Annotated in this window: 10 protein-coding genes, 1 tRNA gene and 1 pseudogene; 8 read left to right on the top strand and 4 right to left on the bottom strand. The window is 44.7% G+C overall.

Annotation, left to right across the window (positions count from 1 at the left end; translation table 11 throughout):
- The first annotated feature begins 104 nt into the window (after positions 1–104).
- From argH to B5Y67_RS19725, 4 genes are all read left to right on the top strand, one after another.
- On the top strand, positions 105–1,490 hold the full coding sequence (gene argH / locus B5Y67_RS19740; protein WP_088228125.1) for an argininosuccinate lyase: 1,386 nt from the start codon (positions 105–107) through the stop codon (positions 1,488–1,490).
- Positions 1,491–2,033: 543 nt separating this feature from the next.
- The gene (locus B5Y67_RS19735; RefSeq protein ID WP_088228124.1) at positions 2,034–3,494 is read left to right on the top strand and encodes a nicotinate phosphoribosyltransferase; all 1,461 of its coding nucleotides are present in this window, start codon (positions 2,034–2,036) and stop codon (positions 3,492–3,494) included.
- Complete coding sequence (nadE, locus tag B5Y67_RS19730; RefSeq protein ID WP_088228123.1) at positions 3,495–4,274, top strand: NAD(+) synthase; 780 nt, start codon at positions 3,495–3,497, stop codon at positions 4,272–4,274.
- 1 nt (position 4,275) lies between these two features.
- Entirely contained in the window at positions 4,276–4,848 is a 573-nt protein-coding gene (locus B5Y67_RS19725; protein WP_088228122.1) for a hypothetical protein, read from the top strand.
- A 237-nt stretch (positions 4,849–5,085) separates the two neighbouring features.
- On the opposite strand, the gene murC is transcribed toward B5Y67_RS19725, so the two are convergent.
- The 4 genes from murC to B5Y67_RS19705 all read right to left on the bottom strand — a co-directional run bounded on the left by murC (position 5,086) and on the right by B5Y67_RS19705 (position 9,754).
- Entirely contained in the window at positions 5,086–6,438 is a 1,353-nt protein-coding gene (gene murC, locus B5Y67_RS19720) for a UDP-N-acetylmuramate--L-alanine ligase (protein WP_088228121.1), read from the bottom strand.
- A gap of 89 nt (positions 6,439–6,527) precedes the next feature.
- Positions 6,528–7,184, bottom strand: coding sequence for a cytochrome b/b6 domain-containing protein (locus B5Y67_RS19715; protein WP_088228120.1), 657 nt, complete (start codon positions 7,182–7,184; stop codon positions 6,528–6,530).
- 38 nt (positions 7,185–7,222) lie between these two features.
- The gene (locus B5Y67_RS19710) at positions 7,223–8,617 is read right to left on the bottom strand and encodes a nickel-dependent hydrogenase large subunit (protein WP_088228119.1); all 1,395 of its coding nucleotides are present in this window, start codon (positions 8,615–8,617) and stop codon (positions 7,223–7,225) included.
- Between the two features lie 3 nt (positions 8,618–8,620).
- On the bottom strand, positions 8,621–9,754 hold the full coding sequence (locus tag B5Y67_RS19705) for a hydrogenase small subunit (protein WP_088228118.1): 1,134 nt from the start codon (positions 9,752–9,754) through the stop codon (positions 8,621–8,623).
- A gap of 341 nt (positions 9,755–10,095) precedes the next feature.
- On the opposite strand from B5Y67_RS19705, the gene B5Y67_RS19700 reads away from it, so the two are divergent.
- The 4 genes and pseudogenes from B5Y67_RS19700 (at position 10,096) to B5Y67_RS19685 (ending at position 13,706) form a co-directional block, all read left to right on the top strand.
- A tRNA-Thr gene (locus B5Y67_RS19700) sits at positions 10,096–10,170 on the top strand.
- A gap of 361 nt (positions 10,171–10,531) precedes the next feature.
- A complete protein-coding gene (locus B5Y67_RS19695; protein ID WP_088228117.1) occupies positions 10,532–11,593 on the top strand; it encodes a M20/M25/M40 family metallo-hydrolase in 1,062 nt (353 codons plus the stop codon).
- Positions 11,584–12,607 (top strand): annotated as a pseudogene (locus B5Y67_RS19690) (M42 family metallopeptidase). Before B5Y67_RS19695 ends, B5Y67_RS19690 begins: the two are co-directional and overlap by 10 nt.
- Before the next feature lie 88 nt (positions 12,608–12,695).
- Positions 12,696–13,706 (top strand): M42 family metallopeptidase, encoded by a 1,011-nt coding sequence (locus B5Y67_RS19685; protein WP_088228116.1) that lies wholly within the window; start codon positions 12,696–12,698, stop codon positions 13,704–13,706.
- Positions 13,707–13,713 lie beyond the last annotated feature (7 nt).

The following is a 13,713-nucleotide window of genomic DNA, read 5'->3' as shown; positions in this document are numbered from 1 at the left end:
AATGGGCGCCGAAATTTTCGGCGCTTATCTCACACTATTGAGGTTGAGTAGGGGGGCATTGCTCCCCTGCTTGTTTATTATCAACTACGAAAGGAAGATGACTTGTGAAACTTTGGGGCGGACGCTTTGAAAAAACAACAGATGCGTTAGTGGAGGATTTTCATTCTTCAATTCGTTTTGACCAACGCTTGTACAAACAAGATATTCAGGGAAGCATAGCTCACGCCAGAATGCTGGGCAGCGTGGGGGTAATCACGGAAGATGAAGCAGCACAATTGATTGAAGGCCTGCAAGGAATCCTGGCGGAAATCCAAGCAGGCAATGTGGAATTTGAAATCGGTGCCGAAGATATTCATATGAATGTGGAAAAACTATTAACTGAAAAAATCGGACCAACAGGGAAAAAGTTACATACCGGACGGAGCCGGAATGATCAGGTGGCCCTGGATTTAAGGCTTTATCTCAGGGAGGAGATTGACCAGACAAAAACATATGTTGGAAATCTGGTCAGGACGCTGCTGAACATAGCCCAAGAACATCTTGAAACGTGGATGCCCGGGTATACCCATTTGCAAAAAGCACAGCCCATAACGTTAGCCCATCATTTAATGGCTTATAGCCAGATGTTTTTACGTGACCTTGGACGGCTGAATGATACCCGTAAACGTTTGAATGTGTCACCGCTCGGTTCAGGAGCGATGGCCGGAACGACTTTTCCCCTTGATCGCGAGAAGGCGGCCCAGGACTTAGGGTTTGCCGGTGTTACCCTGAACAGTTTAGACGGTGTCAGCGACCGGGATTTTGCTTTAGAATTTTTATCCGGCGCATCGATTATGATGATGCATCTTAGCCGCTTGTGTGAGGAACTCGTCCTTTGGTCGAGCGGGGAGTTTCAATTCATTTCTATGGATGACGGCTATTCTACTGGATCAAGTATTATGCCGCAAAAGAAAAATCCGGATGTGGCGGAATTAGTGCGAGGAAAGACCGGACGTGTTTACGGGGATCTGATCGCGCTCTTAACAGTGATGAAGGGGTTGCCCCTTGCCTACAATAAAGACATGCAAGAGGATAAAGAACAGGTTTTTGATGCTGTCGATACCTTACAAAAATGCTTAATCGTTGTAGAACCTATGCTTAGAACCATGCAAGTCCATAAAGATGCTATGGCTTGGGGAGCTAAAGGAGGATTTACGAATGCTACGGATTTGGCGGATTACCTGGCGAAAAAAGGAGTGCCTTTCCGTGAAGCTCATGAGCTCGTAGGGCGAATTGTTCTGCACTGCACCAAAAAAGGAATAGGATTGGAAGAGCTGGCTCTCAGTGACTATCAGGGCTTGTCACCGGTGTTTGGCGAGGATCTTTTTGCCGCCATTGGGATTGAACATTGCGTGCGTGCGCGTAAGCTTATAGGAGGCCCTTCCCCGGAAACCGTTGCTCAGGGTATTCAGATAAGTCTTGAAACTCTAAAACAATTGTTGGCTGAGTGAGGTATGGGAGCCACCCCCACTGATAAAAGAGGGAATCTTAAGACTGGATAAGAGACATATGTCGAAAATTCAAAGGAAAAGACTTTTTTAGCGAGGATTACCATTGAATAAGTGGTTAATTTTGAAATTTGAGTGCAATAAAAGGCTCAATACGGGTATAGGGTTTAGAGCTGTTAGTGCATCTTGCTTAGTTTCTAGGATTTTATCCTTTAATTACACGATAAGGTGACACAAAACTGTGCATAGTGTGGATAACTCTGTGGATAATATCGAAATAGATGGGCTTTTTTAGTGGATAACCTCTAGATAAACAGGGGATAAGCTCCCTTAATCTGTGGATAACTGTTTTGCTATTTTCGAGCAAATACGACAAACCCAGTCTTTAAGAATGGTATTTTTAAGATAAAACAATTATTTCCGTTGTCAAAGAAGGAAATGTTACTTCAAAGGTAGAAATTCTCACACATGAATTTTAGGCAACGATTATATCCTAAGATTTAGGAACACAAAACCTGTAGGTGAGAGTGGCGAGGTAAAGGATAAATGGAAAATCTAACAATGTTAACAGATCTATACCAGTTAACCATGATGCAAGGATACTTTATTAATGGCTACCGCGATAAAGAAGCTGTCTTTGACGTTTTCTTTCGTTCCTTGCCCTTCGATGGAGGGTATGCGTTAGCAGCCGGACTTGAACAGGTCGTAGAATTTATTGAAAACTTAAGGTTTCAAGAAGAGGATTTAGCCTATCTCAAAAGTCTTAATATTTTTCAGGACGATTTCCTTGATGAGCTGCGACATTTTCATTTTACCGGTGATATTGATGCTATACATGAAGGAACTCCTGTTTTTCCCTACGAGCCGATAATGCGAGTCAAAGGACGCATTTTGGAAACTCAGCTTTTGGAAACTGCCATTTTAAATCTGGTAAACTTTGAAACCCTGATTGCGACAAAGGCCTCTAGGGTAGTTGCGGCGGCGGGACAGGGCCCGGTTATGGAGTTCGGGTTGAGAAGAGCTCAAGGACCGGACGCGGGAATATTAGGGGCCAGAGCAGCTTTTATCGGCGGATGTCAATCGACTTCGAATATTCTGGCCGGAGAACGCTATGGAATCCCTGTTTCGGGTACCCAAGCCCATAGCTGGGTTCAGTGTTTTCCCTCAGAGTTAGAGGCATTTCGAGCCTATGCCCGGACTTTTCCGGATAATTGTTTGTTATTAGTGGATACCTACAGCGCCCTGGAATCCGGTGTTCCGAACGCCATTAAAGTAGGGCTGGAGCTTGAAGCTGAAGGGTATCATTTTCAGGGGATACGGATTGACAGCGGCGATTTGACCTATTTGTCGAAGAAAGCTCGTCGCATGTTGGACGAGGCAGGACTGACAAAGGCCATTATCGTTGGCTCCAATGATCTTGATGAAGAGACAATCTTTTCGATAAGAGCTCAGGGAGCTGCTATTAATGCTTGGGGAGTTGGAACCCATCTTATAACCTCCAAAGACAGTCCGTCCTTAGGCGGCGTCTATAAGCTGGCTGCGGAGGGAGAAAACGGTGTTTTTCAACCTCGCCTTAAAGTCTCCGAAAACATCTCTAAGATCACCAATCCCGGAATCAAAAAGGTTGTTCGTTTTTATGACCGAGCGGGAAAAGCTATGGTCGATTTAATCGCCTTAGAGGATGAACTATTCAGCGAACAAAAATCCCTGACTATTTTTGATCCTATACAGACCTGGAAGAGAAAAACACTGGTGAATTTTCAGACCAGGGAGTTGTTAATTCCTATTTTCCGCAAGGGAAAACGGGTTTGCCAATTGCCTACACTGTTGGATATACAAAAGTATTCGCGCCAGGAACTGGATACCTTTTGGGATGAAGTGAAGCGCTTGGCGAACCCCCATCGGTACATTGTCGATCTTTCGCCGAAGCTTTATGATTTAAAGCAGCAGTTACTTTTGACCATTCACAATGAAATAAAATTAAATCAGAATCGGGAGGAAGAATAAATGTGGACTGAAAAGGAATTGGCCATCCGGATTAACACTGCTGTGGAATGGCTCCGTACCAAAGTTGCCGAGGCTAATGCCAAAGGAGTTGTCGTCGGAATCTCTGGCGGCGTGGATTCGGCAGTGGTTACCGGGCTTTGTGTCCGTGCTTTTCCGGATAACTGCATCGGAGTAATCATGCCCAGTCACTCGAATCCTGAAGATCGGGAGGATGCCCTCTGGATTGCCGAAGGGTTTGAACTTAGGCCGTTAGAAATTGACCTTGGTGAAGCTCATACATTAATCTTCAACCAAGTCAAGCAAGGATTGCCTTCCTCTGCGCAAGGCAGTCAAATTGTTGGAGAAACAATGAGTCAAGGAAATTTAAAGGCTCGTTTGCGTATGTCAACATTATATTCTGTAGCTAATGCTATGAATTATTTAGTTGTCGGGACAGACAATGCCCCAGAAAGTTATACCGGATATTTTACTAAATACGGTGATGGCGGCGTTGATCTTTTGCCAATCAGTTCCCTTACCAAAAGTGAGGTAAGAGCTTGGGCTTGGATGCTGGGTCTGCCGCAAAAAATTGCCATGCGTGTGCCTACGGCAGGTCTATGGCCCGGACAGACCGATGAAGCAGAGATGGGTTTAACTTATGATTTAATCGATCGTTATTTGCTCGGGGAAGAAGTCCCGGCCGAAGTCAAAGAACGAATTGAGAAGTTACATTGTCAAAGCGAGCACAAACGACATCTTCCTCCCAGCCTTGAACTTCCCAAACTTGAGAGGTTAGATTAAGGTGCGAATCGGAGTCGATATCGATGGCGTCGTTTCCGATAGTTACCCATATTGGATGCAGGAACTGAATCAATACTTTGGCAAGGACGTCAAGACGATTACAAATTACGATATGCATAGAGACTTTGAAGTTCCAAGATCCGATATGAATGACTTTTTTGTCGGTAATGCGGAACGGCTGCTGTTTATGCCGGATATTGTGGCGGGAGCAAAAGAAGGAATAGAAGCCCTAATCAAAGAGGGCCATGAGATTATTTATGTGACTGCCCGTACACCTGAAGAGAAGGACGTTACCATTCGCTGGCTGGCGAAGAGTGAGATTCCCCATGAACACGTGCTCTTTTCAGGCTTTAACAGTAAAGTAGACTTAGTCAAGGAATGGAGTATCGAGGCTTTTATTGAGGATTATCATGTGAATGCTCAGGAGATTGCCGCAATCGGAGTTCCTGTTTTCCTTTTGACAACCAGTTATAATCTGAACTATGGGGAGCTTTCCCAAGGCATCAAACGATGTCAGAGCTGGAAAGATGTTGTGGAGGGAATTAGAGAATTAAAGGGCCCTCTGAAGGGTTAAAAGCAGTTAAAAAAGCGGGACATTAAATAAAGAGCAGAGCAGATAACAACTCGACGTTTGTTACTGCTCTGCTTTTTTATCAAATCGTAAGATGCCCTCTTCTACAAGTAGGAGTTCCTATACCTGCTTCGGTGGAGGTAGAGTTCATCCTTCAACGCGATAGCATTTGTTAAGGGCTAGGCGCTTCGGCGAAAGTGTCCAAGGACACTTTCGTCACCGAAGTTCCGATGTTCAGCTTTAGCTGACGATGCCTAAACCAACTTTATAAACGTCCCCCGCCCCTAAGGTTAGGACGAGATCTTCGGGAGCTAGTGTTTGGGCAAGATAGTGTTTAATATCGTCTAAGGTTCCAATGTAGCGTGCCTGTATTCCTTGCTTTTGAATCAGCTCAGCTAAAGTATGAGCGGAGACTGTTTGCTGCCCTTGCTCGCGTGCGGAAGCAAAAACATCGGCAATAACGACTTCATCTGCACTTTGAAAAGCCAAAGAAAATTCCTGGAGAAGTTTTTCCGTGCGGCTAAAGGTATGGGGCTGGAACACAGCACGGATACGACGATCCGGGAAGGATAACCGGGCACCTTCTAAGGTCGTGCGGATTTCTGTTGGGTGATGAGCATAGTCATCAACAATAAGAGCTCCGTTGGTATTACAGCCAAGATGCTCAAAGCGGCGTTTTGTCCCAGTAAACTTACTTAAACTGTCGAGTACTTCCTTAATGGGAATGCCGATTTCGTGACAGACTGCGATAGTTGCCAAGGCGTTAAGAATATTATGACGGCCTGCAACATGAAGGTCCAGATCGCCGACATATTGCCCCTTTAGCATAATTTTCATTGAACTTTGCTCATCGCGAAAGAGAATTTCCGTAGCCCGAACATCCGCGGCCTCGGAAAGGCCAAAGGTAGTAATGGGCGCAGATCCGTGGATCGCCTGACAATTTGGGTCCTCAGCCCAGATGTAAATATGACCGCGTTCAGGTACCTTCTGAGCGAGTTCGGAAAAAGCAGAGATGACATCATCGAGGTCTTGGAAATAATCCGGATGATCAAATTCTATATTTGTAATTATGAGATGCTCGGGTGAATAGTTAAGAAAGTGGCGCCGATATTCACAGGACTCCGCCACAAAAAATTCCCCCGTTCCAGAATGGGCGTTGCCGCCAATGCTGGGAACATCGCTGCCCACAACAATCGTAGGATCGAAGCTGGCATTAAGCATAACCATACCCAACATGGCAGTTGTTGTTGTCTTGCCATGAGTTCCGGAGACTGAAATGCCACGTTTTTTGGAAAGCAATCGTCCGAGAAACTGGGGATAGGTCAGAACAGGAATATTTAGCTCTAAAGCACGAGCGATTTCCGGGTGTTGATTTGTATAGGCGGCTGAAGCAACAACTAAATCAGCCTTTTCTACATTACTGGGAGAAAAGCTTAAAACAGGAATTTGGGCACGTTTTAAAACACTATCTGTAAAAAAACTCTCTTCTACATCAGAACCAGAGATGGTAGCTCCTTCTATTCGAGCGCTAATTTGAGCTAAGGCGCTCATACCTGTGCCCTTTATGCCAACAAAATGAATATGCAATCCCAAAATATATCGTCCCTTCTATGTATAACTCTATCTTTCATTATACCCAAACTTATACGAAAAGGTATCATAAATATACAAGGAAAAATTTTCTAACTTTTTTCAGGAGGCGGTTTTCGTTCATAACCCGAAACCATAGCCTGGAGATGGCTAAGGTTCTCTGTCATACTAAGGTAAATGTGCAGAGGAATTGTTGCCAGAAAGTAAATGGTGATCATAAATTTGATCCACCTGAGACGCTGGAAACCGCCCACTAATCTCCATAACCAAATGAGATGCTCTCCCTGCCAATAGGAAGATAAGCCGAGCAGACTTGCTATCAGGAAAAGGAGGAGCCATGAGGAATAGACAAGACGTTGCCCGATGTTATATTTGCGATTGGGGGGAGGAGCGGAGCGCAGGAACAGGTAGTATGCTAAAAGCTTGGGAAATAGTTTAATATCACGTAATTTAGGAATAAGTGATTGATCGCGGCGGAGAATAGCATCCGTACAGCGCAAGGCCACAAATCCAAGGGCGAACCAACTTGATATTACATGAATTTTGAACATATCGCCATAGGAAACTGCAAAAAATTTTGCAGGCTTATGCAATTCTAAACCGCTTAACAAGATTCCAGTTAGACTGAGGGCGAATCCCCAATGAAAAATCCTGACCCATAGAGGTTGGAAGAGGATAATTTCTCCCTCTACGTTTCCCCTTTGAAGTTCTTTAAAAATTGTTTTTCTTAACTCTTTTTTTTTCTTCATGTTGTTAAACCTCAGATTTATCTAGCTAAGAAAAGTCCTCATTCAATTCGTAAAGCTTGAATACGTTTACCGTCTATAAGATGAACACTACAAGAAAAGCAGGGATCGAAAGAACGGATAATCCTGCCCGCTTCTTTAAGATCTTCTGATTGAACCTTCAAACCAAGCAGTGAGGATTCTCCTACGCTGCGAGTGCCTGATTCGTCCCGGGCTCCAAAATTAAAGGCAGAAGGAGTAACGATTTGATAATGCTGCACGCGTCCTTTTTTCACGCTAAGCCAATGACCTAAGACTCCACGCATAACTTCGTGGAGCCCAACACCGCTTCCTGAATCTGAGTTTATTTTTCGGTTAAGTGTATCTGCCCCAGGTTCCAGACGATTAAGCCATCCTAACGTTGCTTCGGCAAGTTTTTTGATTTCATTAGAGCGAGCCCATATCCGTGCTAGTGCTCCGTGACCGATGACGTTATCGTTATTGATGATCGCTCGTGCTAAAGGACCAACTTCCATAGGTTGGCCGTGATAGCGCGGAGATTTGACCCAGGTGTACCCTTTAGGCTGGCTGCGATCAGGAATTGTTTCCTCTTCGGTAGGGTGCAGCGGACCGTGGGGTTTATACCAGGCTCTGGTTACATCTTCAGTAATGTATTTTTCATTGAAGCTTTCGCGCTTATCCTGAAGAATGATCCCTTGGGGAAACAGCGCTGCTCCCTCTGGACTCGAGAATCCCCCCACCGACATATAATTTCCTATTCCTTCCCCCAAATCTACATAATCAGGATATCGTTTAATGATTAAGTCCACATCCGGCAGGAGTGTATCCTCAACAAAGCTTAAGATTTCCATCATATATCCACGATAGCGATTGACCTTGTCGGCGTCCACTTCCATACTGGCTCCGCCGGGTACGATTCCATGGCCATGAGGCGCTTTTCCTCCAAAGACGGCAAATGCAGCATGGGCCGCTCGGGAAATTTCCAGAGCTTTGAAATAATGTTCGCTAAGAGAATCATTTTCTTGTTTGGATACACGCAAGTCGGATTCCGAATGGGGAATAAAGGGAGCAAGGTCAGGGCCGCGGAAATAATCCGGCAAGGCATATAAGTAGAGGTGACGAATATGGTTCTGAATGACATCACTGGCTAAGATCAAGTTGCGGATTAAATGACCATTGGGCGGAACTTGCATTCCTAGTGCTTGTTCCACGGCCAAGGCAGCAGTAATGGCATGAGCAGAAGAGCAAATGCCGCAGATGCGTTGTGTGTAATAGGGCATATCCATGGGGGAGCGGCCAATTAAAATTTGCTCAAATCCTCTGTAGAGGGTATCAGAAATGTAGGCATCTTTGATTACCCCATTTTCTAACCAAGCTTCCAACAACATAGGATTATGAATACGAGTTACAGGAAAGATGACCTTCTTTTCCAGCATTGGTCACTCCTTTTTGGCGTTTTTCTTGACCCGATAGATGTGGAACGTTTTAACTTTAATGAGGGAAAGACGATGCTTCCCCCGAACTGTGGACTTGAGGAGATTTCTTTGAATTCTCCCCTTATACAGGGAAGCCGCGACATGACCAATAATTGCTGCCGAGGTAAAACCTAATACTCCCAGGGCAACAGAATCTGTCGCAATTTTTGTTCCGCCGGGTAAAGGAATGTCGGGTGAGTGAACGGTAAATGGAGACATAAGATCAGGATAGCCAGGTTCTGTACAGCCAATACAAGGAGTATTGCAGCCTATAGGCCAATTTAAGCGATCGTTCCAGCGGCGGATTGGACAATCAGCGTAGGTGACAGGTCCTTTACAACCCACCCGGTAAAGGCATTCTTTCTGCCCAATGTCTGTAGCAAAAATCCCTTGATCATAATAGTATCTCCTTGGACAGCGATTATGAATGGTTTCTCCGTAAAACATCTTTGGCCGTCCGTACTTTTCCAGCTCTGGTTCACCATATAAGGCCAGGTGAAGTAAGGTCCCCATGATCCAATCCGGGTGCGCGGGGCAGCCTGAGACATTGATAACCCTTCTCTCGGGCAGGACATCCTGTACTCCTGTCGATCGAGTTGGATTGGGATAACCGGAAACAGGTCCCCCAAAGGTTGCGCAGCTGCCTATAGCTACAACGTACTTAGCTTTGAGGCCGATGCGGCGGACCAGGTCTATTCCCGTAATGAGCTTGCCTTGCTCATAGGCGACATGGTCGTAATGCCCAGAATCACTGTGAATCATTGATCCTTGGACGAGTAGAATATATTCGTTGGGCAGTTTAGAATAGGTATCCAGAAGGACTTGATAGGCAGCATTCCCTTGAGCTTGATTCATGCTCCAATCGTAACGCCAATCGAGAATGTTTGAGAAAATATCGGAGAACGTAGGGGTCCAAATATTATCGAAGGAGATACTATCTCCGGTACATGTGCCTGTTTCGATCATAATAACCGGTAACTTTTTCTTAATGTCACCTGCCGCAATCGCTTGAGAAAGGTGAGGGGTAATAAGTTGATAAAAATTCCCTAAAATTGCTCCTTTAACGATTAATTTTAGAAATTCACGACGATCCAGTATGACACACCCCCTGAGAGGGTATTATTTCCCAAAAAATAGTGATTCACTCAAAAAGGAAGAAATAGTTGGAGTGAACTCGTTCAGCTAAAGCGGAACATCGGGGCTTCGGTGAGGGACTCTACCCCCACCGAAGCAAGGTATGGGAACCACTCCTACTTGTAGAAGTGGAATTCTTACGATTGGATAAAAAGGTATGTATCAATAAAAACAGTATTGCAATGACTAAATTAATAACCAAATTGTGCCACTCGAATACATTTCAAGAATATATTTCGAATATATTATAAAAAAATATTTGACGAAACGGCAAAAATAGGGTAATATAACTCTCGTCCGTAATTGCCGATGTGGCTCAGAGGTAGAGCAGCTCACTCGTAATGAGCAGGTCGTCGGTTCGATTCCGACCATCGGCTCCATAGGAAACTAGAACCCCGCAAGTGATTGCGGGGTTTTTGCATGTGCGATTAATGAACCAGAACGTTTTTTGACCTAAGGTGCTATAATAATTTTCTTTAACGAAAGCTTAATAGGAATGGCGAGCCGTATGCATTGAAAGATGCCCGTACGGTTCGTGAAAGGGCGAATTCCTATGGAATTCGCCTATTTCATCCACCTCACGATGGACACCCTTGACTTAAGCTAATGGTTGATCGCGTAAATAAGTGAATATGGGATACAGTCGGGGAAACTATTCTTTCCAACAGGAATTTGGGTTTAGAGGTAGAATTATCTAAAAATGTTTTACTTTAAAAAAGGAAAATGAGAAGGTGATAACCCGTGACAGATAAACGTTTAAATCAAGCTAAATCGTTCCTGATGGCCTTGTCGGAACACCACGGAGTATCCGGCTATGAATCAATCATTTCTCCAATCGTAGTTCAAGAATTTAAATCTTATGCAGAGGATGTCCAAACCGACCGTTTGGGAAATATTTATGCGGTCAAAAAAGGGGAAAACCCACACCATAAGATCATGCTTGCCGCGCACATGGATGAAATAGGCTTAATGGTCAAAAAAATTGACTCACGTGGTTTTCTTCGCTTTACAACGATTGGAGGAGTGGATCAACGAACCCTCCTATCTCAGGAAGTGATTATCCACGGACGGGAACAAGTTCTAGGGATTATCGGCTCAATGCCTCCACATCTTGTGCTAGAAGATGGAGATAAAGCCGTAAAAATCGAAGATATGGGGATTGATGTAGGTCTTTCTTTTACAGAGATCCAAAAAATCATCCAAGTTGGTGACATCATTACAATGCGGCGTGAGCCCTACGATTTGCTGGGAGGACTTATGGCTGGGAAATCGCTCGATGATCGAGCCGGCGTAGTTGCTTTGCAGGTTTGCTTTCGTGAATTACAGCGGATACATCATGCTCATGATGTGATCGCAGTGGTCACAACGCAAGAGGAAGTCGGTTTGCGTGGAGCGATCACCAGCGCTTATAACTTAAATCCTGATCTTGCAATTGCCATTGACGTCACTCACGCCGTAACCCCGGACACAAAAGGGCAAGTGAATATCGAATTAGGCAAAGGTCCAACGATTGCGCTTGGTCCGAATTTTCACCCTGTTGTTTATCGGTTAATGGTTGAGGCAGCTCAAGATGCTCATCTTACTTATCAGATTGAACCGATTCCCGCCCATTCAGGAACAGATGCCTGGGCCATCCAGGTTACGCATGCCGGCGTACCGACAGGATTACTTTCGATCCCGCTTCGGTATATGCATACATCGGTTGAAACCTTGGATCTTAAAGACGTCGTGCATGCTGGAATGATGCTTGCCCACTTTATTGCCAGCCTACCGGAAGATTTGGAGGAAATTCTATGTTATTAAAAAATCTCAGCGAATGTAATGGAACATCCGGGGCTGAAAAAGAAGTTCGCGACGTGTTATGTGAGGAAATTAAATCCTGGGTCACTTCTGTATCGATCGATAAAATTGGTAACCTTATTGCTTATGCTTATTAAGGAAGGCTTAGAGAAATGGCCAAAGATTCTCATTGCCGCTCATATGGATGAAGTGGCACTGATGATTACCGAAATTACCTCGGAAGGATTTTTGAAGTTCCTACCAGTCGGGGGAATTGACCCCCGCATTCTTGTTTCAAAACCTGTGAAAATATCAGGCTGCAACGGGGTCATCGGTTCCAAGGCGATTCATTTACAGAAGCCCCAAGAACGACAACAAGCGCTAAAACTTGACCAGCTTTATATTGATATAGGGGCATCATCTAAGGAAGAGGCAGCCAAGCATATCAAGTTGGGAGATTATGCTTATTTTGTCACAAAATTCGAACCCTTGGGTCAAGGCTATTATAAAGGAAAAGCTTTTGACGACCGGATTGGATGCTTCGTCTTAACCGAAATCCTCAAAAAAGAATACCCTGTCTCGCTCATTGCGGCTTTCACGGTTCAGGAAGAAGTCGGATTACGAGGGTCTCAAGTTGCGGCGTATCATACCCAGCCGGATTTTGCCATTATCCTGGAAGGAACAGTATCCGCCGATATGGCTCATGTTGAGGAAGAAGATTGGGTGACAGAACTCGGAAATGGCCCGGCATTATCCATTCAAGATCGGACAACGCTCTACAATCCAAGGCTCATCCAACAGGTCATTAACTTAGCTGACCAAAAGAAGATCCCGTTACAATTCCGGCGCGGGACCAGCGGTGGAAATGATGCTGGAAGAATACACACGAGCCGGGAAGGCGTCCCCTCATTAACCATTAATGTTCCATGCCGCTATATTCATTCCTGTGCTTCTGTAGTCAGTCAAGCTGACATCAGGAATACCATTCAATTGGTAGAGGAAATTCTTAAGTCAAAATTTCTTGGCGAAGGGGTTTAACATAATACCCTAGTGGTCATTATATTGTGCCTATGATTTCTGAACAGTAAGAGTTAGGTTTATTTAACATACAAGGAGGAGAACAGAGATGCCACTGAATCAAAATCCTCTGGATTTTAAGCTGCTGGAACGTTTAACTCAGTCTTATGGACCTTCCGGGTTGGAGGATGACATTGCGGATCAAATTACGGAGATAGTCCGGCCATACTGCGACTCAATTCGTAAAGACAGATTAGGCAATTTGATAGTGGTGCGCCAGGGCCAAGGGAAGAAAATTATGATTGCGGCGCACACGGATGAAATCGGAGTCATGGTTACACATATTGATGAGAATGGCTTCTTGCGCTTTACAACGATTGGCGGCGTTCATATTCACCAAATTACACACAGTCGAGTCCAATTTAAAAATGGCCGGGTCGGGGTGATCAGTGTCGAAAAATTAGAAAACTCCTCAGATCTTAAACTTGCAAAACTCTATATTGATATTGGAGCCCAAAGCCGGGAAGAAGCCAAGCAACTTGTCCGAATTGGAGACAGCGCGGTTTTTATTGGTGAATATGTCCACTCAGATTCACGCATTATTTCCAAGGCTATGGATGATCGAATAGGCTGTTTTGTGGCCATTGAAGCCCTGAAACGGGTTCAGACAGATTACGAACTTGCTTTCGTTTTTACCGTTCAGGAAGAAGTTGGTCTGAGAGGTGCTCAAACGGCAGCTTTTGCTCTTGATCCGGATGTAGCCATTACAATAGATGTTACCGCGACAGGAGACACTCCTAAAGCCCACCCGATGGAAGTAAAACTGGGTGCAGGCGTAGCGATAAAAGTCCTTGACCACTCAATAATTACGCCTCCGCAAATGAAACAGTGGATGAGTAATACCGCTGAAAAACATCAAATCCCTTATCAATGGGAAGTTCTCGAATTCGGCGGTACCGATTCTGGAGCTATCCACTTGACTAAAGGCGGAGTGATTTGCGGTGTCCTTTCTATTCCGACTCGCTATGTTCATAGCCCTGCCGAAATTGTAGATTGTAGCGATGTGGAAGCAGCTGTCAACCTTTTGGTTGTTTTGCTTGAAAGTCTCGTTCCTTTTTAATAAAGAG

The sequence above is a fragment of the Desulfosporosinus sp. FKB genome (assembly GCF_002196705.1).
GTDB lineage: Bacteria > Bacillota > Desulfitobacteriia > Desulfitobacteriales > Desulfitobacteriaceae > Desulfosporosinus.
The sequence above is the reverse complement of the archived record's forward strand: the minus strand, read 5'-3'. Positions and strand labels throughout refer to the sequence as shown.

What these genes read in the sequence shown, in the direction of transcription:
- B5Y67_RS19735 (WP_088228124.1), top strand. Translation starts at nt 2,034, where the DNA reads ATGGAAAATCTAACAATGTTAACAGATCTATACCAGTTAACCATGATG.
- nadE (WP_088228123.1), top strand. Translation starts at nt 3,495, where the DNA reads ATGTGGACTGAAAAGGAATTGGCCATCCGGATTAACACTGCTGTGGAA.
- B5Y67_RS19715 (WP_088228120.1), bottom strand. Translation starts at nt 7,184, where the DNA reads ATGAAGAAAAAAAAAGAGTTAAGAAAAACAATTTTTAAAGAACTTCAA.
- B5Y67_RS19710 (WP_088228119.1), bottom strand. Translation starts at nt 8,617, where the DNA reads ATGCTGGAAAAGAAGGTCATCTTTCCTGTAACTCGTATTCATAATCCT.
- B5Y67_RS19685 (WP_088228116.1), top strand. Translation starts at nt 12,696, where the DNA reads ATGCCACTGAATCAAAATCCTCTGGATTTTAAGCTGCTGGAACGTTTA.